Genomic DNA, 23,261 nt, shown 5'->3' on the forward strand with positions numbered 1-23,261 from the left:
AAGACGTTCGCCCGCGACCAACGCCATTAGTACTGAAGCGCTGGCCCTCTCCCCTAACCCCTCTCCCGCAAGCGGGAGAGGGGAACCAACAAAGAGAATCGACAACGCACCTCAGTCGTACCGCAAATCCGTAGCCTTCCCCCAGAACACCCGATACGCATACGCCGTATATCCAAGAATTATCGGCAGCACCACCGCCGCGCCGATCAGGATCACCATCAACGATTCCGGCGCACTTGCCGCCTGCCAGATGTCGATGCGATCCACCACAAGGTACGGGAACAAGCTGTAGGCGAGGCCATTGAACGCCATCAGGAAGATCACGGCGGTGCCTGCAAACGGCACCCAGCACCAGCGGTCGTTGCCGCGTGCATGGAAATCACGCAGCTTGCGCAGGAATCGCTCGATGACGAGGAACAGCGCCATCGTCAGCAGCGGGATCGGCGCCAGCAGGATAATGTTCGGCAGCGTGAACCACTTCTCGAAGATGCGCGCGCTGACCATCGGCGTGACGATGGAAATCGCAGCAACACCGGCCGCCGTGATCCACAGGCTGCGGCGTGCCCAGTAGATTGCACGCAGTTGGAGCGCGCCCGTAGTCTTCATGATCAACCACGAAGCACCCAACTGACAGTAGCCCGCCACGAGACACAGGCCCACGGCCACGGCGAACAACAGGTTCGGCAAGTCGTAGCGGAAGCCAGTGATGTAGAGACCCAGCATCAATCCTTGCGAGAAGCTCGCCAGCAGCGATCCCGCATAGAACGCGAAGTTCCACCATGGCTTGTGCGGATCGCGCGCCTTGACGCGGAAATCGAATGCCACGCCGCGAATGATCAGCCCGGCCAGCATCAGCGCGACGGGCAGGTAGAGCTGCGTCAGGATCACGCCATGCGCGAGCGGGAAGGCCGTGAGCAACAGGCCCACGCCCAATACGAGCCACGTTTCATTGGCGTCCCAGAACGGACCAATCGACGCGATCATCGTGTCCTTGTCCGCATCGTCGGCGCGGCGCAGCAGCACGCCTACGCCCAGGTCATAGCCGTCGAGGATCACGTAGATCAGCATCGACAGGCCCATCAGTGCGAGGAACACCAGCGGCAGCCAGCCGGCCGGCTGGCTCAGGTCAGGAATGGTGGCCGGATTCATGATGCGCTCCTGGGTTGGCCGGGAATGACGGGTTGCGGGGTTTCGATGACTGGCGCGGAGGGGTCACCGTTCTTGCCCGCCTTGCGTGCCAGATGGAACACCACGGAGATGTACGCAACGATCAGCAGCAGATAGAGCGAGAGGTACATCGCCAGCGTGCTGCCGATCATCGTGGCAGGCACCTTCGAAGCGGCCTGCGCGGTGGTCAGCACGCCATAGACGAGGTAGGGCTGTCGGCCGATCTCGGTGACATACCAGCCCGCTACCAAAGCGATCCAGCCGGAAAACGTCATCGCTACCAGCACGCGCGCCAGCCATTTCGACGGCGCCCCGTTCCGCCGCAACTGCCAGGCACCGAGCCACGACACGGCCAGCATCAGCAGACCCACACCCACCATGATGCGGAAGGCAAAGAACAACGGGGCCACGGGAGGATGTCGATCCGGGAAGGCGTCGATGCCGAGGATCTCGCCATCCACCTTGTGCGTGAGGTAGATCGATGCCAGCTTCGGAATCGCGATCTCGAAATCGTTCGATTGCGTACGGGCATTGGGCAGGCCGAACAGCACGGCGGGCGCGCCTTTCTCGGTCTTCCAGATCCCTTCCATCGCGGCGATCTTGGCCGGTTGATGATGCAGCGTATTCAGCCCGTGCAAATCACCGGCCACGATCTGCAGCGGAATCAGGATCGCAGCGAGCGTCACGCCGGTGCGCAGGCCGTGCATCACATCGCGGCTGCGGTCGTTACGCAACCAGCGCCACGCCGAGATACCCGCGACGAGGAAGGCCACGGTCAGGCCCGACGCCAGCAGCATATGCACGAGCCGGTACGGGAACGACGGATTGAAAATCACCTCAAGCCAGCTCGTCACATGGGCGCGGCCATCGATCATCTCGAAGCCGGCGGGGGTCTGCATCCACGAGTTCAGCGCGAGAATCCAGAACGCGGAGAGCGTGGTGCCGCCTGCCACCAACAGCGTGGCGATGGTGTGCACGCGGTTGCTCACGCGTCGCATGCCGAACAGCATGATGCCGAGGAAGGTGGCTTCGAGGAAGAACGCGGTCAGCACCTCGTAGGCCAGCAGCGGCCCGGCGATGTTGCCGACGGTTTCCATATAGCCAGGCCAGTTGGTGCCGAACTGGAAACTCATGGTGATGCCGCTGACCACGCCTAGCGCAAAGGTCAGCGCAAAGATCTTGACCCAGACGCGATACGCGTTCATCCAGCTTTCATCGCCGGTCTTGTTGTAGCGCAGCTTGAAGAACAGCAGGACCCAGGCCAGAGAGATGCTGATGGTCGGGAACAGGATGTGGAATGTGATATTCGCGGCGAACTGGATGCGCGCCAGTATCACCGGATCGACACTTGCAAACACGGACTACTCCTTGCGGGATCGGGCAGGTTTTGCGGGGGTGGTCTTGCTGGCCGGACGCGTGGTTTTTGCGGTGGACTCGGTCGCCTTGGTCTTGGTGCCTGCGGGGGTCTTTGCAGAGCCCATGCCAATAGCGGAAGTCAGCCGGTCCTTGACGTCTAGCAGCTTGGTGACGCGCGAGCCCAGGCGCATCAGTTTTTCCAGCGTGGCCGTGTCGAGTTTCTGCGTGTCACCAAACCATGTGGTGACGAGCAGGATCAGCCCGTACATCTCTTTCATGCGGGCCTGCGCGTGACGGTCATCGTCGGAAAGCGGGGTTTCGAGCTGCACCTCGCGCAGCATCGACAACGTGGGATCAATCTCGCGCCGGCGGCGCTCCTCGGCCAGCGTCCGGAAAATCGCCCAGACATCATCGGGCGCGGAGAAATACTCGCGACGGTCACCGGGCTGGTGCGATAGCCGCACAAGATTCCACGACTCCAGTTCCTTGAGTCCGATGCTGACGTTCGAGCGGGAAAACCCAAGCGCTTCGGCAATTTCGTCGGCGTTGAGGGGGCGCGCCGCAGTGAAGAGCAAGGCGTAAATCTGACCAACCGTCCGGTTGATCCCCCAGCGGCTGCCCATCTCACCGAAGTGGAGGACAAAGCGCTGGATCAGGGGCGAGAGCTGCATTGTCTGTTTTGAATTTTCAGAAAGTTGTGAAAGTTTAAAACAAAAACGATGCAAGCGTGCGGGGGGCAGGGGTGGGTGTGGCGGTTTGTCGCTGGGACTGGAATTGTCACGTCTCACAGTTATTGAGTTTTGTCATCGCCGCGATGAGACGACGGCCGACACGGAGCGTTTCGTAGACCGCCTCGATGCCACATGCACTCTCGATCAGAGCCACGATCATGGTATGGGCCCCGGCTTCATGGAGCAGACCATCCACGATCTCGATGTGCGTGGGAGATTCCACCTTCGGAATCAGAAGTGCGTCAGGGAACGGGCCGCGCTCGAGCAACGCAGTCAGGTCGGCGAGGGCGGCACGAGAACCCAGGCTGTTGATCCGTACGACGGTTGGCAGTCCGCATGCACGGGACTGCAACGTATCCACGACGATGGCTCGCGCGCGATCCTTGTCACCTGGCGCAACGGCGTCCTCTAAATCGACAATCAATCTGTCCGTGGCCACTTTCACGGCATTGCTGAAACGCCACCGGATACCTCAAGGCGTGGAACTGACGGCTGCCGGACTTGCGTTTCGAGAGGTCGTCCGACGGATGCCAGCCATGGCGGAAGAAGCGGGGCATGCGGCACGTCGCGCTGCGCGTGGAGAGCTCGGCGTCCTCAGGGTGGGGTTTACGGCGTCGTCGGGATTCAGCCCCGTTGTGACCGCCGCGATTCGTGCATACCGGCGCGCCTATCCCGCTGTCGAAGTGCAGATGGACGAAGCGAATACGGCATCGTTGATAGCAGATCTGGAGAATCATCGTCTCGACGCGGCGTTTCTGAGACCTGGCGAATCACTGGCTCGGGATATCCAGTTCCGCTTGCTGTCGGAGGAGCCGCTTGTCGCGGTACTGCCGTCAGCTCATGCAAATGCGCGTGGTGGACGATTGAAATTGGCCAATCTGGCCGTCGACGAGTTCATCACGTTTCCTCGCCAGTACGGGTCGGCGATGTACGATACGATCATTGCCGCCTGCCGGGCCGCGGGATTCGAACCGCGACTCGGCCAGATTGCGCCGCAGATCGCATCGATCATTCATTTCGTAGCGGCGGGGCTTGGTGTGGCATTGGTCCCGGCATGCATGCGCGAATTAAAAAATACCGGTGTGGTGTTCCGGGAATTGAGCGATGTGGCGGCTTCTGTGGAACTCTCGTTAGCCTGGCGACGCGGTGATCGTTCGCTGTTCGTGAGAAATTTTGTAGAAGGTGCGCTGAGGACATAGATGGCAACCGGAGAATCCCATACCAAGGCAGAGCGACGCCGTCAGGCTGGATGGCGCTACCGGCAGATGGATATCGGGCCGGCGATAGAGACCGCGCTGTGGCCCGGCTCGACGCCGCCGGCGTTGCGATCTCACTTCCATGATGAGGACCAGTTAGTCTTCGTTTCGCGTGGCTGTCGGCAGTTTCTGATCGGCGAAGAGCAGGTGAGTGTGCGGGAGGGGCTGGTTCTATATATAGCGGCGGGTGTGGTGCACAAGTCCGTAAGGGTGCCTGATGTTGAAGTTGAATGTCTCAACGTCTATCTTCGCCCGCTGTCGATGGGATGCGACCACTGCACGTTCGATGCCGTTCCTGGCTTGATCGATGGAGGGACGTTTGACGCCAGGCTGCTTGCAACGCTGATCGGCGAAATGCCAAAGCGAGTGTCGTCCAGGGCGACGTGTGGCAATGGTCACGAGCCACTGCGTGATTACCTGATCGACGCGAAGGGCACCATTGGCGGCCTCGCCGAGGATCTTGGCTGGAGCCGGGAAGGTTTCAGTCGCCGTGTCTCGCGAGAGCTTGGCGTCGGCCCGCACGCATTCCGACTTCTCGCAAGGCTAAACCGCGCGCGGAACCTGCTGCGGGACGGCATGTCACCCGCGACTGTTGCAGCCGAGACCGGTTTTGCCGATCAGAGCCATCTAACCCGCTGCTTTCGCGGCGTATTTGGCACAACGCCGGGGCAATTCCGAACTACCTGAGTCGCCGACTGCTCTCTCCCAGCCTGTTGCCGGTCACATCCGTTCCAGACACGGTCCCGTATGGCTGCCATTCTTCGAGATCGTTTCTACATCGAGGAGTCAGGCATGCAAGGCACCACGGCCACTCTGCTGTTTGCTGCTGGCGTCGCTGGCGGATTGGTCAATGCGCTGGCGGGCGGCGCCACGCTGATCACATTTCCGGCGATGCTGACGGCAGGCCTGCCCGCCATCATCGCCAATGCGTCCAATGCCGTCGCCATCTCGCCGGGGCATTTGATTGCGGCATTGGCAGATAGGGAGAAGCTGCCGGCGATGACCGGGCGTGCGATGACGTGTATCGCTGTCGCGGTGCTCGGTGGACTGATCGGTGCGGTTGTGTTGACGCAGTTGCCAGAGCGGCTTTTTACGATACCCATCCCGGCACTGATTGCGGCAGCCACACTACTGTTTGCGCTCTCACCAGGCATTAATCGATGGGTGGCGAACCGCCCCGACGCCGGGAGAATGCTGGCCGGCGGTCCCGGCGCTGTCCTTCTCGGCGTCGTCTGTGTCTACGGCGGCTTCTTTGGAGCAGGCCTTGGCGTCATCCTCACGGCGATGCTGACGGTCACGGAGCCAGGCGATCTGCGGGCTGTCAAAGCGCTGAAGAACCTGATGGCAACCTGCGTGTCGCTGAGCGCAACGTTGATATTTATCGCGCAGGGCGCAGTGCGATGGCCAGAGACACTGACGATGCTGGCCGGTGCCCTCGCTGGCGGTTACGGCGGTGGCATGTTGGTGCGGGTCTTGCCGTCGCATCGTGTCCGACAGTTCGTGATCGTGGCGGGAGCACTGATGAGCTTGATCTACGCGCGTCGATACTGGTGGTGACTGGGGCACGGCGGCACTGTACAAAAATGGATATGCATCGGCTTCGCGCCATCATCCGGCTGATGCCGAAGTGCGCGAGTCCGCTCGGAAGCGACCAGGGCTCAGCCCGGTGTGGCGCTTGAAGGCGATGCTGAATGCTGTGTCGGACAGGTAGCCAATGCGCTCCGCTATGTCGGTCAATGGTTCGTCGGAATGTCGGAGTGCGGAACGCGCAATTGTCATGCGCCATTGGGCGAGGTAGTCGAGCGGTGGTTTGCCCACGTGTCCCCGGAACCGAGATGCAAATGCCGTCCGCGACATGGCTACTGCCTGTGCGAGGCCCTCGACGGTCCATCGTTCGCCCGGCTGCGCATGCATCAGCGATAGCGCAGCACCGATTTTTGGATCGGCCAATGCACCCAGCCATCCCTCGGGCCGGTGACTTGATGCGAGGTACATGCGCAGCACGTGCACAAGTACGAGTGCCGCCAGGCTGCTGCGGGCGATATCTCCGCCAGCGTGGCGGGCACTGGTCTCCCACTTCAGCAGTTCCAGAACGCTGGATAGCGAGTGCGTGCCAAGGTCGGAGGCGCGCAGATGGATGAGCGGCGGAAGATGCGTCAGAAGGAGATCTGTCACGTCGCTGTCGAAGGTAAAACGTCCGCTGGCAAGGCTGACGGGAGCGGCCTCGTCGCCAATCCCCTGATATCGCACGACCCCGTCGGCACCGCGAATCGTCCGATAGGTGGCTGGGCCATCCTGCGGCGGCAGCCGTGGATCACTCGCCGAACAGAACGGCTGCCCGTCCGTGAGCATATAGAAGTCTCCCTTCTCGAGCGCGAGCGGCTCCTTGCTGCCTTCAACCCACAGGAAGAAGCGGCCTTCCAGCACCCCACCGAACTTGACGTGACGGTAGGCAGGAAACCGGAACGCCCACGCCCCGGTGCCCTCGAAGCGGGACGACAACGCGGAGCTCACCCGCAACATTGAGAGCACGTCCGATAATGCGTCCATATTTGTACGATCGAGAATTAAATCGGTCTTTTTTATTATAGCGACGCACTCCAGTCGGCACGATCATTCATGTGTTCCGTCCAATGAATGAGGTCGAATCCGATGAAAGCATGGCAACTCGAGCGCCTCGGTGGTGCGCTGAGCCTGACCGATCTACCCATCCCTGAAGCGCGCCCCGGCGGGGTAGTGGTGAGGATCGAGGCATCGTCGCTGATGTCCTATATGAAGGACTACGTGGCAGGCAATCTGCCGATCTACCACACGCCAGACCGCCCATTCATTCCGGGCGGCAATGGCGCTGGCATCGTGCATAGCGTCGGCTCCGGGGTCTGGCATTTGCAACCCGGGCAACGCGTCGTGCTGTCGTCGCACTTTGTCGCGCAGGAGAACGTACAGAATCCGGCCGAGATACTGCTGGGGGTCACGGCCAACGGCCCCACGGCGCACCGTATGCAAGCGGATTGGCCGGATGGCACGCTGGCGGAGTACGCGTCGTTCCCGGCGAGCGCGGTAACTCCTGCCGGCGAGATGTCGAAGCTCGATGCGTTCGATATCGCGCTGACGATGCGGTGCATCGTGCCGTTTGGTGGCCTCTTGCGCGGGAGGCTCGCAGCAGGCGACACCGTCGTCGTTTCAGGCGCGGCGGGGGCATATGGCACCGGAGCCGTGATGGTCGCGCTTGCAATGGGGGCGGGGCGGGTAATCGCTGTTGGGAGACGAGCGGAATCGCTCGACGCCATATGTCAACTGGCGCCGGGCCGTGTCGTACGTGTGGTGGCGACGGGAGATGTGGCGAGCGATGCCGATGCCATCCGTCACGCATGTGGTGGCGGCGCCCACCTTGCGTTCGACATGGTCGGTAACGCTGGCGACCCGAACATCACGATGGCTGCGCTGCGCAGCCTCAGAAAGGGCGGTCGGCTCGTGTTGATGGGCAGCATGACAGTGCCATTGCCCGTTCCCTATACAGAATTGATGCTGAACGGCTGGGAAATTCTCGGCCAGTTCATGTATCCGAGGGACGCATACGGACGCCTGTTTGACCTCGTGCGCGCCGGGCTCCTCGACATGAGCCCGATTCGGCCGATTGTGTTTCCCCTCACCGCGCTCCCCGAGGCAATGGATGCTGCTGCGACCTCCAGCAATTTCGAATGCGTGGTGATGGATCACCACGCGGAGTGAACTCATGAAGATCCTGAAGAGAATGCAGCGACTCTATGTTGCACCCGACGCACTCGACGCCACCGTATCGTTCTACGAGACCATCCAGCATGCCGAGTGCGAGATGCGCCTGCGGCTTGATGCTATTGGCATCGAAGTGGCCGTAGTCGATGGCGTGATCTTGCTGGCCGGCAACGAGACAGCGTTGGCACCAGTGCGAGATGCTCAGGTCGCATTCGTCGTCGACTCGCTCGATAGTGCTTTTCGTGAGGTGCATGGGGCAGGAGCCGAGATCTTGCACGAGCCGTGTGACGCGATTGGAGGCAGGAATTTCACCGCACGCCACCCGGATGGGCTCGTAGTCGAATACTACGAGCCGGAACTCAAGTTATCGGCTGAATGAACAACTCCTCCCTGGTAGCGGCTCCTCTCGGTCCGTCATGTCGTTACTGCGTCTGGCCAAAAAAGCGGATGACTAGGAGACATAGCCTCCCCCGGTTGACGCTCGTTAGTGGGTGTCGCCTGCGCCTCTGAGGCGCTTGAGAAACCACCTTCCAGCAGGCCCGGGCGGTGTGTCCTTCCTAAAAACTGCAAACATGGCGATGGGCGGCGTATGTGGCTGGAACGCTTCGAGCCGCAAGGCCACGAGCTTCCCAGAATCCAGGTCATCTTGAACCATTGCTAGCGGCATATGGCCCCATCCAAAGCCAGCGCGCAAGAATGCGTGCTTGGCGCCCAGATCGGCAAGGCGCCATATCTGGGGAGAGAAAACACCGAAAGTGGTGCCTTCTGTGAGGGTCGTGCGGTCCGTCAGCACGAGTTGGACGTGCTCCTTGAGATCCACCGGCCGGAGGATCCGATTCTTTGACGCCAGGGGATGGGACGAGGCAGTGACCGTAATCATTGGCACATCCAGCAATTTCTCGGCATCGAGAATTTCTGGGACCGATGGCATCGAGCCGCTGATTCCGAGCCGGCATGTCTGGGCGAGTACCGGCTGCATGACAGCGCCCAGCGCTTCGACGTAAAGGCGTAATGGTGTGTGCGGAAACTCGCTTCGGAATGCGCCGACCGCGTCTGTCAGTGATGTCATTGGATACATGACGTCCACCACGACGGAAAGCTCTGGCTCGAGTCCGTCGGAAATTGCCCGCGCCTTGGCCTTGAACCCGTCCATCCCACCCACCACCAGTCGCGCCTGTGCAAGTAAGGCCGATCCTTCGTCCGTCAGCCTCGGATAACGTCCGGTGCGATCGAAAAGCTGCACGCCGATCTGGCCCTCCAGGTTGGCCATCGTATGGCTGACCACGGATTGCGCTCGCCGGAGTTTGCGGCCGGCGGCGGAGAAACTGCCTTCGTCGGCGGCCGCGATGAAGGTACGAAGCTGGTCCAGCGAGACGGCATCGAGCATATATCTAAGTAGTAGATGGATTGCATCTAGAAATATAGGCTATCTTGATGGGTGTCAAGTCTCTACTCTTTGTTCATCCACTCTTTGAAAGGATGAACACGATGAACTCGAACCTGAACACCTCGCTGAACGAACACTCCGCAATCCCCGCCGTTGGCCGCACCCTCATCGCTGTCATTTTCTTCATCAGCGGCTTCGGCAAGCTGATGGCCCCTGGCGCGACGATGGCCTATATCGGATCGTTGGGTCTGCCCGCGCCAGCGCTCGGACTGATGGGCGCACTTGTGCTGGAACTGGCGGGTGCCGCGCTCCTGGTCATTGGCTACAAGGCGCGCGTGGTTGCTCTCCTCCTTGCTGCCTACGCTGTCGTGACCGCGCTGATCTTTCACCACGCGCTCGCTGACCAGAACCAGATGTTCCATTTCCTGAAGAACCTGGCAATGGCCGGTGGTCTCTTGCAGGTGGTCGCGTTCGGCCCCGGGGCCTTCAGCGTGGACAACCGTCGCGCGCCGGCCAAGCGCGTTGCCGCCTGATACATCGCAGGAGAAGACATCATGAGCATTGCCACAACGCTTCTGGAGCAACACCTCCAGTTCCTGGTAGACAAGCCGGAGCAATGGCAGGAACTGATCGCCGACAGCATCGTCTGGGATCTGCCGTACGCACCCAGCCTGGGTCATCCGCTGAAACTCGAAGGACGTGAATCTGTGCTGCGGCATGCGAAGTGGTTCGTGGGGGCGGTCAGGAACTTTCGCTTCTCCGATGCCATCGTGACTGCGACGGACGATCCGCAGCAGGCAATTGCTCGGGTGCGGGGGGAGGGCCTGATCGCGGCGACCGGCCGCACCTACCGCCAGGAGTATGTCGTGTTTCTGACAGCCCGCGACGGTCGCATCGTGCACCTACGCGAGTATTTCGACCCGGTTCAGGCAGCCCTTGCCCTTGACGCTCCTGTAGTGGGCGTCGCTTCCAGGAGCATCTGATGAAAGCCATCCAACTAACTGCCTACGGCAGCCCCAGCGGCATGACGCTGGTCGAGGCGGACGACCCCGTACCGGGCGACAACGAAGTCTTGATCGACGTTGCCGCGGCATCGGTGAATCCCATTGACTGGAAGATCGTCAGCGGCGCCATGCGGGCGTTTATTCCACTGCCGTTGCCTTTCACCCCTGGGGTAGATGCTGCAGGGACCGTCATCGCCGTGGGGCGCAACGTCACAACACTGAAGCCGGGCGATGAAGTGATGGGGTTCATCGGCATTGTCGGGGCTTTCGCCACGCGCGCCATCGTTGAGTCCACCCGCCTGGCGCGCAAGCCTGCGTCCTTGACTTTCGCGGAAGCCGCGGCGATTCCCGCTGCAACGCTGACGGCATGGCAGGCACTCCACGAGCATGGGGGCTTGCAAGCCGGGCAGTCGGTCCTGATTCACGGTGCCGCAGGCGGCGTAGGCACGGCGGCCGCGCAGCTTGCCAAGTTGGCCGGCGCCCACGTCATCGGCACCGGCTCAGCCCAGAGCCGCGAATATGTGGCAAGCCTCGGCGCCGATGCCTTTATTGACTACCGCACCGAGGATTTCGCCGCGCGTGTCTTGGGATTGGACCTCGTGCTCGACCTGATTGGCGGTGAAACTCAGGAGCGTTCATGGTCGGTGCTGAAGCCGGGCGGCACACTGGTGTCGACGGTGGCGAGGCCCGACGCAGGTCGAGCCAAAGGGACGCAGGCGACCGGCAGACATTTCGCTACGCGTAGCGACGCGCCCCAGCTCGAGAAACTGGCTACGCTCCATGCATCGGGCGATCTGCGTACCCATATCGATTCGGTTTTCGCGCTCACAGACGTTAGCCAGGCGCTCGACCACAGCAAGGGCGGCCACGTGAAAGGCAAGGTCGTTGTGGCCGTGGCCCAGTAGAGTGCGCCTAGGCGCCAAAGCGAACCGCCGGTGACAGGGTGAAAGACTCGCGCATGTCGCGTGCCTCCTCAACCGGCGTTCGCCCAAACAGACGCTTGAACTCCCTGCTGAACTGCGAGGTGCTTTCGTACCCGACGCGTCCCGCTGCGGCCGCCGCAGTGACGCCGTCCCGAATCATCATCAGGCGCGCCTGGTGAAGGCGGGTGGACTTGATGTACTGGATTGGCGACGTCTGGGTCACCGTGCGGAAGTTGGCGTGAAACGCTGGCACGCTCATGCCGGCCTCTTGAGCCAGGCGTGACACGTTCAGGGGCGCCGCATAATCTGCATGGATGCGCTTCAGCGCTCTCGCGACGCGGCCGAAGCGCCCGTGGTGAGCGAGAGCGGCACGCATCGCGCCTCCCTGTGCCCCCGTCAACACGCGGTAGCAGATTTCCCGCACCAGGCCCGGACCCAGAATCCGGGCATCCATCTGCACGGTCAATGCCTCCAGCAACCTGACGGTTGCACCGGCCAGATTCTCGTCCAGCTTCGTAGACACCATGCCGTTGGGTGGCTCTTCAGGCAGATCTCCTGCTGCACCGATTTGCGTGATCAGTTCGCTGAGTTCGAGGAGGTCCAGACGGATGGACACCGCCAGCATGGGTTCCTCTGGCGAAGCCTGGGTTTCCGTGGAAAACGGCAGCGGTACCGACAGTACAAGATAGTGCTGCGCGTCGTAGACATAGACCTCATTGCCCAGAAAGCCAAGCTTGCGGCCCTGGCACACGATCACGATGCTTGGCTCGTACAGCACCGGTGTGCGCCCGAGGGGCCGGTCGGAACGCATCAGCCGCACGCTGTCGAGCGTCGACTGCGTGTAGCCCTCGTTGGGCGCCAGTTTCTCGATCAACCGAACCATCTTGACGGAAGCGGGGGAGCGGACCTTGGACACAAAGCCTCCTGTTGTTTGCCTGCAGCCGCCATTCTAGCCGCGTCTTGCACACCGTACTAGTCGGATCAATAGGAATAGGCAACAACGGCATCGGTCCGTGTATTCGCCTGCAGGCAGGTCATCCCTATCATTCATTCACCGGCCGACGAACCATACCGCTTCATTGAAGGCCGAAACGTGACTGCAGAGCGCGGCAAATCAAGCGCCGACCTCCGCGGCCAGATCCGAACCAACGATAGGAGTATGCAACATGGCAAACGCAATCAACAAATCGAAAGTCATTCTGATCACCGGCGCCAGCAGCGGCATCGGCGAGGGCGCCGCTCGCCTGCTCGCCGCGCAAGGACACCGGCTCGTGATCGGTGCACGCCGGACCGACCGGCTCGCCGAGTTGGCGGCATCGATCGAAGCCTCCGGCGGCGTGGTTCGTTACCGCGAGCTCGACGTGACCTCGGCCGACGACGTGGCGGCATTCGCCCGGTTCGCGCTCGATGCCTTCGGTCGCATCGACGTCCTGGTCAACAACGCGGGCGTGATGCCGCTTTCGCCGCTCAACGCGCTGAAGGTCGGCGAATGGAACCGAATGATTGACGTGAACATTCGTGGCGTGCTGCATGGCATTGCCGCCGTGCTGCCGACGATGGAAGCGCAAGCGCTGGGCCAGATCATCAATATTTCCTCAATTGGCGGACTTTCCGTGTCGCCTACTGCCGCGGTGTACTGCGCTACCAAGTTCGCCGTGCGTGCCATCTCTGATGGGCTGCGCCAGGAGACCGACAAGATTCGCGTGACAGTGATCTGCCCCGGCGTCGTGGAGTCCGAACTGGCCGATTCGATCTCTGACGACACCGCGCGTAGTGCGATGCAGGAGTTCCGCCGTATCGCTATCACCCCTGACGCGATCGCTCGTGCCATCGCCTATGCGGTGGAGCAGCCTGCCGAAGTCGACGTCAGCGAGATCGTCGTACGGCCCACCGCCAGCCCGTTCTGATCCATCCAGCACGCGGGACCCAAACCAACCAGGAGAACATCATGACATCACGAAACACGGCAAGCGGCGCCTTCGCAGGCAAGGTCGCCATCGTCACCGGTGCAGCCAGTGGCATCGGCCTGGCCACCACCGAACTGCTTCACGCCGAAGGGGCGAATGTGATTGCCGTTGGGCGCAGCAGCAACGTTGAAGCGCTGGCGCGACCTGGCATCGTTCCTGTCGTTGCCGATGTGGCGCGAGAGGAAAGCGCCGTGCAGGCCGTTACAACGGCAATCGACCGCTTTGGCAAGCTCGACATCCTTGTCAACAACGCGGCGGTCATCATCAACAAGCCGCTGGTGGATATGTCGCTGGAAGACTGGAATGGCATCCAAGCCGTTAATGCCACGGGCGCTTTCCTGTTCTCGCGGGAAGCCATGCGCGCCATGCTGCCGGCAAAGACGGGGGCCATCGTCAACGTGGGGTCTTACGCCTGCTATCAGGCCTTTCCGCTCATCGCAGCGTATGCGGCGTCCAAGGGCGCACTTGCTCAGTTGACGCGGGCGCTCTCGCTGGAAGCCATCGAACACGGCATTCGCGTGAATGCGGTGGGGTCCGGCGATGTCATCACCAATATTACCAACCACATCCATGCGGACGGCCAGGCCTTCCTTGCCGAGCATGGCAAGAAGGCACCGATCCGCCGCGCGGCACAGCCAAAGGAAATCGCCGAGGTGATCGCCTTCCTCGCATCGGAAAAGGCCAGCTTTATCGTCGGCGCCGTGGTCATGGCCGACGGTGGCATGAGCGTGGCCCTGCCTTGATCAACGTCTTAGCCGCACATCTATCTGAAGGAATCTGCATCATGAAACAAGCATCTCGTACATGGTTCATCACAGGCGCGTCGAAGGGCGTCGGTCAGAAACTCGTTGCCCACTTGCTAGAGCAAGGCCACCGGGTAGCGGCAACGTCCCGCACAGCCGCATCGCTGACGAAGACGTTTGGTGGGGCATCCGACCGCTTTCTACCTTTGGAAGTTGACCTGACCAGCGACCGTAGTGTCCAGGCGGCTGTTGAAAAGACCGTGCAATGGTTCGGCGTGATCGATGTGGTCGTCAACAATGCCGGCTATGCCCAGCAGGGCACGGTCGAGGCGCTGTCGGACGACGAGTTGCGCCGCAATTTCGAGGTCAACTTCTTCGCGCCGATGGCTGTGCTACGGCATGCGCTGCCGCACCTTCGCCGCCAGCGCAGCGGTCACATCATCAACATCTCGTCCATCGTAGGCTACCAAGGCGGATATGCTGGCTGGGGCAGCTACGTCGCCAGCAAGTTCGCGCTGTCAGGGTTGACGGAATCCCTGGCGGCGGAAGTCGCGGAGCTGGGCATCCGAGCAACGGTGGTCTATCCGGGGCCTGTGCGCACGGACTTTCTGTCGAACGGTGCGCTCGCAGTGGCCAGGCGACAGATCGACGACTACTCGGAGGCCAAGGCTTCGCTGGACCTGCATCTCGACACTCTGCATGGCCATCAGGCCGGCGATCCTGACAAGCTCGCCCTCCTGATCATTCAGGCCGCTTCGGTCGAATCGGCGCCGTTGCATCTGTTCGCCGGCAAGATCGCCAATGAACTTGCGGCTGCGAAAGCTAATGCTGTTGCAAAGAATCTCGACACCTGGAAGGGCTCGTCCGAGGCTACCGACTTTGCAGACTGATCGATAGTGAATGGGTCCCGGCTTTGCCGGGACTCTTTTCCTATAAAGCCCAAAGCTCAACGAGGGTTATGAGAGTGACATCAGGCCCACTGTTGGGCCTTTTTTCATGGCGATTTCACGTGAATGCCCGCCGGTAGTGTGTCCACTCAGGCCCGTAATGGCAGCTTCGGTCAAGATGGGACATTCGAAGAACGTTGGGATATGTCTCAAACTGGCCGGGAGGAGCCCCTCTATTCACCACGCCGCCCCGCCTCGGAGCGTGCCCAATCGGAACCTGTCGTTTGGCTTCGACGATAAGCCCGGACCACTTCTGCGGCTGGAACGACTTCCGGCCTGCCGTCCGCTAGCCGTCCCATTGTACCCACATACTGTGAGACGGACCGCCCCTTTTACCCACTAACTGTGAGATTTCGACCCAGGTAGTTTGCGACGGCGCTCAGCAACTCCTTGATTTATCTAGGTCGGGCTTCCCATTAACTTTGAGATGGGACAGGAATAACTGTCACGTCTCACAGTATCCGGCCATGGTCGGAAAAAAAGGAGGCGAGCTGCGCACCGCGCCGCTCGCCTCCTGACACTGTAGCGGGAATTCGTGGAGCGAAGTAGGAAGACCGGCCTTTTCCTTGTCGCACTTGAACGAGCCCAAACACGCGTGATAGCTTGCTTGGTCTATGTGCCGTTGCCCTCGCAAGAGCAGGTTCCTGGCATATGGCTGGGGAAGTACCGGTGTCAGGCGGCTGCCGGTGTGGCGGCGGGCGCCGCGGCCAGCCCATCGAGAAGCGCACGAACGCGTGTGCGCTCGTCGTCGGTGCCTTGTACAAGCAGCACGAATTCATTGGCTCTGATGGCCGTTTCGTACTTGACCACATCGTCCTTGGGCACGCCGAATTCTGCCAGCGCCGCACCGAGCGCGCTGATGCCGCCACCGATCACCACGCCTTCGAGCGCCGAGACCAGTGCCGCAACCACGGGACCGGCCAGCGCGACCGTGCCAACGCCCGGAATAACGAACAGGGCAGGCGCCAACAGCAGGCCCCAGATGCCGCCCCAGAATGCACCTGTGGTACCCCAGGAACGGATGCGATCTCCCACGCTGTAGAAGCCGATGGCGTGTTCTTCCGAATGGTAGCCTTGGCCGATGATCGATAGCGTCTTCAAGTCAACGCCGTGTTTGCCGAGCACCTTGATAGCATCGTCGGCGGCTGCATGGGTGGGGAATACTGCGACGACGGGGTCTTGCTGAGTCATGATGGGCCTCCGGTGGGCGTGATCCCCGCATCAGGATGATGTCGAGGCGAGCATCCAGTGTGGGAGATCGCTCGAGACGAGGCTTTCCCATTTGCACGGTGACAGGACGGCGTGCACTGCGGACCCAACCTCGCCGCCTGCGCGCATATTCGCGCCATTGTGCGAGCTATGTGGAAGAGATGCCGGCGGAGCGTTGGGGAGGAACTGCTCGAGCAACTAATTTGACCGATAGATGTTACGCTTCCTCAATTGAAATAGCTCACGCCCTAGGCATCGAACATGACAAAGCAACTCGAGGGAAAAATCGCGCTGATCACAGGTGGTGCAACGGGCATTGGCCTCGCTGCCGCCCAGCAGCTTGCTGCGCAGGGGGCGCAGGTTGCATCCGATGCGGCAAGTTTTGTGAACGGCATGGAGCGGTTTGTCGATGGCGTCATGGCACAAATTTAAGCGGCCGTCGCCAGGGTATGGAAATCATCGAGAAACATCAGGATGTCTTGCTGGCCGGATCGGAAGTTTGGCTGGTCCGGCCACGAGGCATCGATGACATATTGCGCGTATGCGTGACGCCGAACCGGATACCGTCGGCAGATGAGCGCGCTGGGTTAGTGATAGCGACGGATGCGGAGTTGAGCGCAGGCACACTCATCAGCACGCTCAGGAGCTGTGCCGTCGGACTGGACTTACCTCTGCTCTATGGCGTGAGCGTGGGCTATCCGCTCGATGCGAATCCCCCTTTCATGCTCAGGCGGAACCGGGAACTGACAACGTCATGGCCCGCGTTCGAGCCGGTGACGCCAGCACTTCTCGGGATGCCGGGAGTCGCCAGGACGGGCGGAGCTGATGCGTTCCTCGCGTTCCTGGCAGACGAACTCAGACCCGCACTGGCCGAAGCGTTCCCCATCGATACCGATGATGCGACGCTGACCGGGCAGTCATTTGGCGGCCTGTTTGTCCTTTATGCACTGTTGCATCGTCCTGATGCCTTTCGCCGATATCTCGCGGTCAGCCCGTCGCTGTGGTGGAACGGGCGTGCGTTGCTCGATGCCGCCGCGCGGATCGTCGAGTCGCGTCCGGCGCCCGTGGCCCGCCTCTACATGTGCGTCGGCGAACTCGAGCATCGCGCCCGCTTCAGTCAGCAATTCAGCGCGCCCGTGCCTGAGGACGTCCGGGAAGTGCTGCGCGCCATATTGGGGAACATCGACTTCCCCGGCGACATGTTCACGATGGAGCAGATCCTGCGGCGCTGGCAGAGCGACCAGTTCTCTGTCGAGTCGCATGTCTATCCGGAAGAGAGTCACGAAACGATCATGGGAGCAGCCCTCAGCCGCGGGCTGCGGCGTCTGTACGGCACGCTGTAGCGGGCCTCAGCCCGCATCCGGATCCTGTCGTGACGTCAAGCCACCTTTTCCCGAGGGTCATCGATGTGCTGTTTCGCAACGTCGTAGCGCACGCCCTGCCGATCGAGAATGCGGACATTCCGGACCACTGTCGCCAATGCGGCCAGAAAGGTCGCCGCCTGCTCGTGACGCTCGTAGGCGGCTTCGTTTTCCCAGCCTTCCACCAAATGAAAAGTGTTGGGGTCGGTCAGATCCGGTGAAAAGGCGTAGTAGATGCATCCTGGCATCTTGCGAGCAGCCACCATGTCCGGGATAACCGCATCGATGAAAGTTTGCCGATCGTCCGGGTGGACTCGGTAGTACGCACTGACGACGATGCCGGTAGCCAGATTCTTGTCGTGATCTGCGGGAGATTGGCCGTGATCCGGGAATTGGTCGCTATAGCTGGGAGTGTCGATAGGGGTGGTCATCGTTGAATCCTGTGTCAGATTACCTCTTGTCAAGGAACACACGCGCGCTGGAAACCTTGCCGTCTTCGATCGTGAAGATGTCCTCTCCACGGACCGCGTCAGGATGGCTTCGCGGCCCATAGCCCCACGTTACGCGTCCCAGCCCATGATTCCACGTCACCGGATCGGGCGTGAACACGAACCCTGCGTGACTGGACTGCACCTTTCGGATCAGCTTGGCCACCTCTTCGTAGCCGACGGCTTTCCCGCCCTCGTCGGCAACGAAGACATCGGCGGTGTAGATCTGGGCGAACTTGGGGATGGTCTCCGCCGACACCGGCGCGTTCCAGATTTCGAAGTGCTGGTCGATGAGGCGTTGCACAGCGCTCAGGTCGACGGATGCGGAAGATGAGAGAGAAGTGTTCATGGTCGATGCCCCCGTTGCTTGGTGCGGTGATGTCGCGGTGTATTGGTCGCTAAAGGACACGAGCTCGATTTGCGAGCCCCATGGCGTGAGGAAGTAGAACCACTGCACGCCATCGGCATTCGTGATCGGTTCATTGAGTACTTTCAGCCCGCGCGCTTTCACGATTGCAAGACTGCGCGCGATGTCCTTCGTCCTGAGGGCTACATGGGTCGCGCCAATGTCGTCCTCATGTGGTTGTGTGGAATTGATCTCGTGCCCCGCGTACTGGAACAGCTCCACCTTCGGACCACCGGTCAACTGAAGCATGATGAAGCGCTTCAACTCGCTGGACTGGTGCCAGCGAAACTGCGTCTTCCATTCTGCGGGAATGCCTTCGGGTCGCGCGTCGGCAATCACCCGCGCACCGATCAGGTCGGAGAAGAATTGCACGGCCGCGTCAATGTCCGGAACGTTCATGCCCACGTGGTCGATTGCCGATACCTGCAACGCGTCGATAACCGGAGCCGGCACATGCTGTGGCGTGGCAAGCGTCTGGGCGGAGGCGTCGAGGGAGACGGCGGCGGCGATCATCGCCATTTTCATTGCTTTCATAACGTTGTGTATAAGAAAAGTCATGCTGCTGTCGGGTTGCTGCCGGGCCGACATGCAGTCGCGTTGTGTTGGCAGCATACCGAGCGATCAGGCACCACCGAAACATGCATTCCTGAAATGCAGCTTTGCGGAATAACTCCGATCACTACCGCAAGACGACTGGCAGTATTCAAGCGGCAGTGATGAATGGTTGCGTCAAGCGTGCTGAATTTGAACTGTTCGATGGCATGGACAATCCATGCGCACGCATGAACGTCGCACTTCAGGAATGATCTGTTTGCAGGTTCCATGGCTCAAAGACGAACTTGCTTTACCTGGCGACGACAAGGCCACGGGTAGCGATAACGTTGCGCAGGGTGTGGTTCGTCTTCATGATTCGACTCCAATAATGGTTTGAGATCGCGGCACATCGGATTCGATGGACTTGTCAGATAGACGCCGATGTCTGTCGATTTATTCCGGCGATTTAACGGAATTGCGCTTTAAAGGACAGGACCGTGCTCGGCACGGACCTGTCTGCGCATTTCGTCGGCAAGCGGATGCAAGCCCGTGGTGGAAGCAGATGCGACCACTGAATAACCCAGTCCTTTGTCGGCCCAGGAATATCCGGACACGCCATCTTCCTGATGCGGACGCATCGGGGTGTCGCGATCGATCGCCATTGTGCGCACCAGCATTGCCAGACGTCCGCCATGCGCGTCGTCATAGATGAACAGACCCGCAGGCCCGTGTTCGGTGGCCACAAGCCGACCACCCATGTACCGGTATCCCGCGTTTCTCAGATCGGGGATCTGCACGGTTCGATTCAGTCGCGAAGAGACCCACCGCGTCAGTTCAGGGCCGCTTGCCGCATCGAATTCGACGGGCCGATCGGGGTCCTGCGCATACACCTGGAAACTGGCGGTAGCTTCCCGCGCCAGTGACGCAATGCCGCTTGCGTAGGGGTCATTGCGGCTTTCGTTGCCGTACCAGCCGCCTGCGCCGCCGATGCAAAGCGCGACCAGGACGGCGGCAGCCATGCGCCACGGCTTGTCGACGCGTCTGCGCCGCGCCGCGAGCATGTGTCCAAGATTCAACGAAAGCGGGATGGGTTCCTGCAACACGGGATCGTATGCGTCGCGCAATGCCTGCCGATGCGCGAGATACTTGTCGACGCGCGCTGCCACCGGAGGATTGACGACGAGATACGCGTCGATTTCCTTGCGCCGCTCGGCATCGAGTGCATTGTCAACGTATGCGAGAAGCTCTTCTTCCTGGATCGGACGAATCTCGTTCATTTCACCCTCCGTAGCGTCGCAGCCGGCCCGGCATGCTGCCGCGCGCCGCCGAGCAGCCGTACCAACCTGTCCCGTGCGCGGGACAGCCGAGACATCACCGTGCCAACCGGAATGTCGAGCGTCTTTGCCACCTCGGCATATGACATATCCTCCAGCGAGACAAGCAGTAGCACGCTGCGTTGCTCAGGGGGGATGGTGTCCACAGCATCGAGCAGATCCTGATAGATCAGGCCGTCCTCCTGCGTGGCGCGGGTCGAGAGGGATTCCGCAACATCCTCGATGGCAACCTGCCGGATACCGGCAGTGGTGTTTTTTCGCAAGGCGCTCATGGCCAGGTTGTGGAGGATGGCAAATACCCAACTCCGGGTGTCGCCCGACGAGCGGCGGTCGTCCCAGTGCGTGATCACTCGTTCAAGGCAGTCTTGTACGAGGTCGTCCGCCGCGTCGCGCTCTTTCATCAGCGCACGGGCATATCGGCGCAATGCGGGAATCATTGGCTCGACTTGTTGGAACATCTCGTTCACGGCGAATCCGGAATGATCTGCGTCTCAGATGCGGCCGCCCCAACTGGAGCGGCCGCAATGCCTTACATACGCTGCACCTGGACGGGTGCAGTGGCCTTGCCGTCAACGGACGGGGCAATGACGAGGAATCGCCGGGTGCCCGGTGCGCTATCGGTCTGCACCACCTGTCGGATGGGGCCGATGGCGTTGACGATTGCCGATCCGGCGGGGTTCGTCATGAACGTGGCAATTGGCTCCAGTGTCCCGCTGCCATCGGGTTGGTTCGCCAAGGCCAGCACATAGGGATGCTTCGGCTCAAGACCGGTCGCGGAAGCCTGTACCACTTGCAGCAGGCCCTGATCGAACAGCGTCACGCTGGTCGGTGGGTTATCGCTGGGAGTCGGTCGTCCATTGGCAACGGAGAGCAGGGTCAGTTGCGTGGTATTGCCGGCAACGCCAAGCTTCTGCAGCCCTTGCGTGCCATCGCCTTCGGGTACGGCGTTGGGCACGTAAGCGATGGCCTGCGGTGCCTGCCCGATCGGCACATTGGCGACGACGCGGTTCGTCGCGGTATCGATCGCAGCCAACTGGTCGGCGTTCTCCAGACCTACGTAGATGCGGGTGCCGTCGCCCGACGGCCAGACACCGTGCGGCAGTTTCCCGACGGGAATTGTGGCAACTTGCGAAAAATCATCGGTACGGAAGACCTTGACCTGGTTGAGGCCACCCACGGTGATATACGCAAACGTGCCATTCGCGATCTGGGCGAAATTCACGTGATTGGTGATAGGTCCGGTATCGATGGTTTTCAGGAGGGTGAAGGGCGGTCGCGCGTCGAACACCTGCGTCTTGCCGATATCCTTCAGCGTGAACCACACCTGCTTGCCGTCGGCCGTCGCTGCAATGTTCGGACAGAACGGACTCTCCTGCTTCACCTTGCCGACGATCTTGTGATCGGCCACGCTGATCACCGCCGTTTCAGGATTGAACGACGAGCAGACGTAGCCGTACTTGCCGTCGGGGGAAAAGATCTGCATGCCCGGGCCGTCAGCCACGGTGATGCGTTGCTTTTCCTGGAACGTCTTGGCATCGATGACCGAGACATAGTTCTCGCCGCGAACCGTCACCCACACTTCCTTGCCGTCCGGCGTGAAGAATGCCTCATGCGGTGACCGGCCGACGTAGGTCACATGCTTGACCGCATTCGTTGCCGTGTCGATGAACGTCACGGAGTTCGAGCCGATCGAGACCACGGCGAGCGTGCGATGGTCAGGCGAGAAGCCCATGCCGTGCACCAGAACCTGCCCACGGTAAAGCGGACTGAAGTTGCCCGGTGCTGGGTCGCCGAGACGGATAACGCCGAGCAGCCTGTTGTCCACAGGGTCCGTCACGGAGACCGTGTTCGAGAATTGTTCCGCGGCGTAGATCCTGTCCCGATGGCTGATGGGAATGTCTCGCTCGGCGCTGGCGCCTGGTGCCTGCCCGGCGAGCGCGCTACCCATGGCGCATGCCAGGTACGCCACAACGAGGGCATGTCGTTTGATTTTCATTCTTGTTTTCTCCGCCTTGTTCAGTGCATGTGTGAGTGGTTGTGGATGGCAGTACCCGATACCGCCGATGGGGCTGCGGGTTGGGTGGGTGCCGGTGCCGATGGCGGCACCGGCTGCCCCAGGGCGATGCGCATGGCCGCGATCTCCTGCAGTTGATCGACGATGATTTCCTGTGCAATGCGCCGAAGCTGTTCGTTCTTGCCATATCGCAGTTCGGACATGGCCATCTCGATCGCGCCTTGATGATGGGGAATCATCATTGCGACAAAATCGCGATCGACATCGCCAGTAGGTGCTGCCGACATTCCATCCATCATCTTGGTCATGGCCGCTTCGTTCTCGGCAACGAATTTTTCGGAGTCCGTTTGTCCTGCAGATCCTGCAGCGGTGGCAGCCATCGAGGCGCCAATGAGGGCTGCGGCGAGGGCGATGCGCGTTACCGATCGCTTGAATGGAGCACTACGAGGAGGTGTGAACATGTGAATACCTGCTTGGAGATGTCCGAGGTAGACGCTGGAGCCCGTCCGAATATTCCCGACCCCGCAATCAATTTTGCGAAAGTCGGAATGGAGGGCGAAGGAGGGAGGGGAGTTGCCGCGTTGGCCGTCCGCCAGATCCAATCCATGGCGCGAGCGGAGTGTTGCCAACGCAACATCAACGAGATGGAAAGTCGGAAGGCAAGCGACCATCGGCAGTTGCCTCGGTCGCTTGCCGGCT

26 protein-coding genes and 1 pseudogene are annotated in these 23,261 nt (G+C 61.0%); 13 read left to right on the forward strand and 14 right to left on the reverse strand.

Annotated elements, in window-relative coordinates:
• Nucleotides 1–111: 111 nt before the first annotated feature.
• From ABDB81_RS29235 to ABDB81_RS29250, 4 genes are all read right to left on the reverse strand, one after another.
• A complete protein-coding gene (locus tag ABDB81_RS29235) occupies nucleotides 112–1,149 on the reverse strand; it encodes a cytochrome d ubiquinol oxidase subunit II (RefSeq protein ID WP_346814284.1) in 1,038 nt (345 codons plus the stop codon).
• Nucleotides 1,146–2,525, reverse strand: a complete 1,380-nt coding sequence (locus ABDB81_RS29240) for a cytochrome ubiquinol oxidase subunit I (protein WP_346814285.1) — start codon at nucleotides 2,523–2,525, stop codon at nucleotides 1,146–1,148. The genes ABDB81_RS29235 and ABDB81_RS29240 overlap by 4 nt, the downstream gene beginning before the upstream one ends.
• Before the next feature lie 3 nt (nucleotides 2,526–2,528).
• Nucleotides 2,529–3,194: a GbsR/MarR family transcriptional regulator gene (locus tag ABDB81_RS29245; protein ID WP_137927975.1), complete on the reverse strand. Its 666-nt coding sequence runs from the start codon at nucleotides 3,192–3,194 to the stop codon at nucleotides 2,529–2,531.
• 106 nt (nucleotides 3,195–3,300) lie between these two features.
• A complete protein-coding gene (locus ABDB81_RS29250; protein ID WP_160474579.1) occupies nucleotides 3,301–3,699 on the reverse strand; it encodes an aldolase/citrate lyase family protein in 399 nt (132 codons plus the stop codon).
• Between the two features lie 34 nt (nucleotides 3,700–3,733).
• Here ABDB81_RS29250 and ABDB81_RS29255 point away from each other — a divergent pair, with 34 nt between their 5' ends.
• From ABDB81_RS29255 to ABDB81_RS29265, 3 genes are all read left to right on the forward strand, one after another.
• The gene (locus ABDB81_RS29255; protein WP_346814286.1) at nucleotides 3,734–4,453 is read left to right on the forward strand and encodes a LysR substrate-binding domain-containing protein; all 720 of its coding nucleotides are present in this window, start codon (nucleotides 3,734–3,736) and stop codon (nucleotides 4,451–4,453) included.
• Nucleotides 4,454–5,197 (forward strand): helix-turn-helix domain-containing protein, encoded by a 744-nt coding sequence (locus ABDB81_RS29260; protein WP_346814287.1) that lies wholly within the window; start codon nucleotides 4,454–4,456, stop codon nucleotides 5,195–5,197.
• A 105-nt stretch (nucleotides 5,198–5,302) separates the two neighbouring features.
• Nucleotides 5,303–6,067, forward strand: coding sequence for a sulfite exporter TauE/SafE family protein (locus ABDB81_RS29265; RefSeq protein WP_346814288.1), 765 nt, complete (start codon nucleotides 5,303–5,305; stop codon nucleotides 6,065–6,067).
• 51 nt (nucleotides 6,068–6,118) lie between these two features.
• Here ABDB81_RS29265 and ABDB81_RS29270 read toward each other — a convergent pair whose 3' ends face one another.
• Nucleotides 6,119–7,060, reverse strand: a complete 942-nt coding sequence (locus ABDB81_RS29270) for an AraC family transcriptional regulator (protein ID WP_137927980.1) — start codon at nucleotides 7,058–7,060, stop codon at nucleotides 6,119–6,121.
• Nucleotides 7,061–7,162: 102 nt separating this feature from the next.
• Here ABDB81_RS29270 and ABDB81_RS29275 point away from each other — a divergent pair, with 102 nt between their 5' ends.
• Nucleotides 7,163–8,242: a zinc-binding dehydrogenase gene (locus ABDB81_RS29275; RefSeq protein WP_160474584.1), complete on the forward strand. Its 1,080-nt coding sequence runs from the start codon at nucleotides 7,163–7,165 to the stop codon at nucleotides 8,240–8,242.
• 4 nt (nucleotides 8,243–8,246) lie between these two features.
• The gene (locus tag ABDB81_RS29280; RefSeq protein WP_160474585.1) at nucleotides 8,247–8,624 is read left to right on the forward strand and encodes a VOC family protein; all 378 of its coding nucleotides are present in this window, start codon (nucleotides 8,247–8,249) and stop codon (nucleotides 8,622–8,624) included.
• A gap of 105 nt (nucleotides 8,625–8,729) precedes the next feature.
• On the opposite strand, the gene ABDB81_RS29285 is transcribed toward ABDB81_RS29280, so the two are convergent.
• Nucleotides 8,730–9,632: a LysR family transcriptional regulator gene (locus tag ABDB81_RS29285; protein WP_346814289.1), complete on the reverse strand. Its 903-nt coding sequence runs from the start codon at nucleotides 9,630–9,632 to the stop codon at nucleotides 8,730–8,732.
• Nucleotides 9,633–9,724: 92 nt separating this feature from the next.
• Here ABDB81_RS29285 and ABDB81_RS29290 point away from each other — a divergent pair, with 92 nt between their 5' ends.
• Genes ABDB81_RS29290 through ABDB81_RS29300 form a run of 3 tightly spaced genes read left to right on the forward strand, consistent with a single transcriptional unit; the run spans nucleotide 9,725 to nucleotide 11,541 of the window.
• Entirely contained in the window at nucleotides 9,725–10,165 is a 441-nt protein-coding gene (locus tag ABDB81_RS29290) for a DoxX family protein (protein WP_202126875.1), read from the forward strand.
• A 21-nt stretch (nucleotides 10,166–10,186) separates the two neighbouring features.
• Nucleotides 10,187–10,615: a nuclear transport factor 2 family protein gene (locus ABDB81_RS29295; RefSeq protein WP_137927985.1), complete on the forward strand. Its 429-nt coding sequence runs from the start codon at nucleotides 10,187–10,189 to the stop codon at nucleotides 10,613–10,615.
• Nucleotides 10,615–11,541, forward strand: coding sequence for an NADP-dependent oxidoreductase (locus tag ABDB81_RS29300; protein ID WP_346814290.1), 927 nt, complete (start codon nucleotides 10,615–10,617; stop codon nucleotides 11,539–11,541). Before ABDB81_RS29295 ends, ABDB81_RS29300 begins: the two co-directional genes overlap by 1 nt.
• A gap of 7 nt (nucleotides 11,542–11,548) precedes the next feature.
• On the opposite strand, the gene ABDB81_RS29305 is transcribed toward ABDB81_RS29300, so the two are convergent.
• A complete protein-coding gene (locus ABDB81_RS29305) occupies nucleotides 11,549–12,442 on the reverse strand; it encodes an AraC family transcriptional regulator (RefSeq protein ID WP_137927996.1) in 894 nt (297 codons plus the stop codon).
• Between the two features lie 283 nt (nucleotides 12,443–12,725).
• Here ABDB81_RS29305 and ABDB81_RS29310 point away from each other — a divergent pair, with 283 nt between their 5' ends.
• The 3 genes from ABDB81_RS29310 to ABDB81_RS29320 are packed head-to-tail and all read left to right on the forward strand — an operon-like array spanning nucleotide 12,726 to nucleotide 15,159.
• Nucleotides 12,726–13,466: an SDR family oxidoreductase gene (locus ABDB81_RS29310; protein ID WP_346814292.1), complete on the forward strand. Its 741-nt coding sequence runs from the start codon at nucleotides 12,726–12,728 to the stop codon at nucleotides 13,464–13,466.
• A 41-nt stretch (nucleotides 13,467–13,507) separates the two neighbouring features.
• Nucleotides 13,508–14,269, forward strand: a complete 762-nt coding sequence (locus ABDB81_RS29315; RefSeq protein WP_137927988.1) for an SDR family oxidoreductase — start codon at nucleotides 13,508–13,510, stop codon at nucleotides 14,267–14,269.
• A 41-nt stretch (nucleotides 14,270–14,310) separates the two neighbouring features.
• A complete protein-coding gene (locus ABDB81_RS29320) occupies nucleotides 14,311–15,159 on the forward strand; it encodes an SDR family oxidoreductase (protein WP_160474589.1) in 849 nt (282 codons plus the stop codon).
• 729 nt (nucleotides 15,160–15,888) lie between these two features.
• Here the strand turns inward: ABDB81_RS29320 and ABDB81_RS29325 are convergent.
• A complete protein-coding gene (locus ABDB81_RS29325; RefSeq protein ID WP_137927990.1) occupies nucleotides 15,889–16,407 on the reverse strand; it encodes a DUF1269 domain-containing protein in 519 nt (172 codons plus the stop codon).
• A 279-nt stretch (nucleotides 16,408–16,686) separates the two neighbouring features.
• Between ABDB81_RS29325 and ABDB81_RS29330 the strand changes: the two are divergent.
• Together ABDB81_RS29330 and ABDB81_RS29335 are read left to right on the forward strand one after the other, a co-directional pair.
• Nucleotides 16,687–16,854 (forward strand): annotated as a pseudogene (locus ABDB81_RS29330) (SDR family NAD(P)-dependent oxidoreductase); the annotation flags it as partial.
• Nucleotides 16,855–16,874: 20 nt separating this feature from the next.
• Complete coding sequence (locus ABDB81_RS29335; RefSeq protein WP_137927992.1) at nucleotides 16,875–17,768, forward strand: alpha/beta hydrolase-fold protein; 894 nt, start codon at nucleotides 16,875–16,877, stop codon at nucleotides 17,766–17,768.
• Nucleotides 17,769–17,803: 35 nt separating this feature from the next.
• Here the strand turns inward: ABDB81_RS29335 and ABDB81_RS29340 are convergent, their stop codons facing one another.
• The 6 genes from ABDB81_RS29340 to ABDB81_RS29365 form a co-directional block, all read right to left on the reverse strand.
• Complete coding sequence (locus ABDB81_RS29340) at nucleotides 17,804–18,217, reverse strand: antibiotic biosynthesis monooxygenase family protein (protein WP_137927993.1); 414 nt, start codon at nucleotides 18,215–18,217, stop codon at nucleotides 17,804–17,806.
• Between the two features lie 19 nt (nucleotides 18,218–18,236).
• Nucleotides 18,237–19,268: a VOC family protein gene (locus ABDB81_RS29345; protein WP_346814293.1), complete on the reverse strand. Its 1,032-nt coding sequence runs from the start codon at nucleotides 19,266–19,268 to the stop codon at nucleotides 18,237–18,239.
• Between the two features lie 428 nt (nucleotides 19,269–19,696).
• On the reverse strand, nucleotides 19,697–20,491 hold the full coding sequence (locus ABDB81_RS29350) for an anti-sigma factor (protein ID WP_346814294.1): 795 nt from the start codon (nucleotides 20,489–20,491) through the stop codon (nucleotides 19,697–19,699).
• Nucleotides 20,488–21,006, reverse strand: coding sequence for an RNA polymerase sigma factor (locus tag ABDB81_RS29355; RefSeq protein WP_237380860.1), 519 nt, complete (start codon nucleotides 21,004–21,006; stop codon nucleotides 20,488–20,490). Before ABDB81_RS29355 ends, ABDB81_RS29350 begins: the two co-directional genes overlap by 4 nt.
• Before the next feature lie 71 nt (nucleotides 21,007–21,077).
• A complete protein-coding gene (locus ABDB81_RS29360) occupies nucleotides 21,078–22,544 on the reverse strand; it encodes a YncE family protein (protein ID WP_202126877.1) in 1,467 nt (488 codons plus the stop codon).
• Nucleotides 22,545–22,564: 20 nt separating this feature from the next.
• On the reverse strand, nucleotides 22,565–23,023 hold the full coding sequence (locus tag ABDB81_RS29365; RefSeq protein ID WP_137928000.1) for a DUF305 domain-containing protein: 459 nt from the start codon (nucleotides 23,021–23,023) through the stop codon (nucleotides 22,565–22,567).
• Nucleotides 23,024–23,261: the final 238 nt, after the last annotated feature.

The organism is Cupriavidus sp. DL-D2 (genome assembly GCF_039710735.1).
Taxonomy (GTDB): domain Bacteria; phylum Pseudomonadota; class Gammaproteobacteria; order Burkholderiales; family Burkholderiaceae; genus Cupriavidus.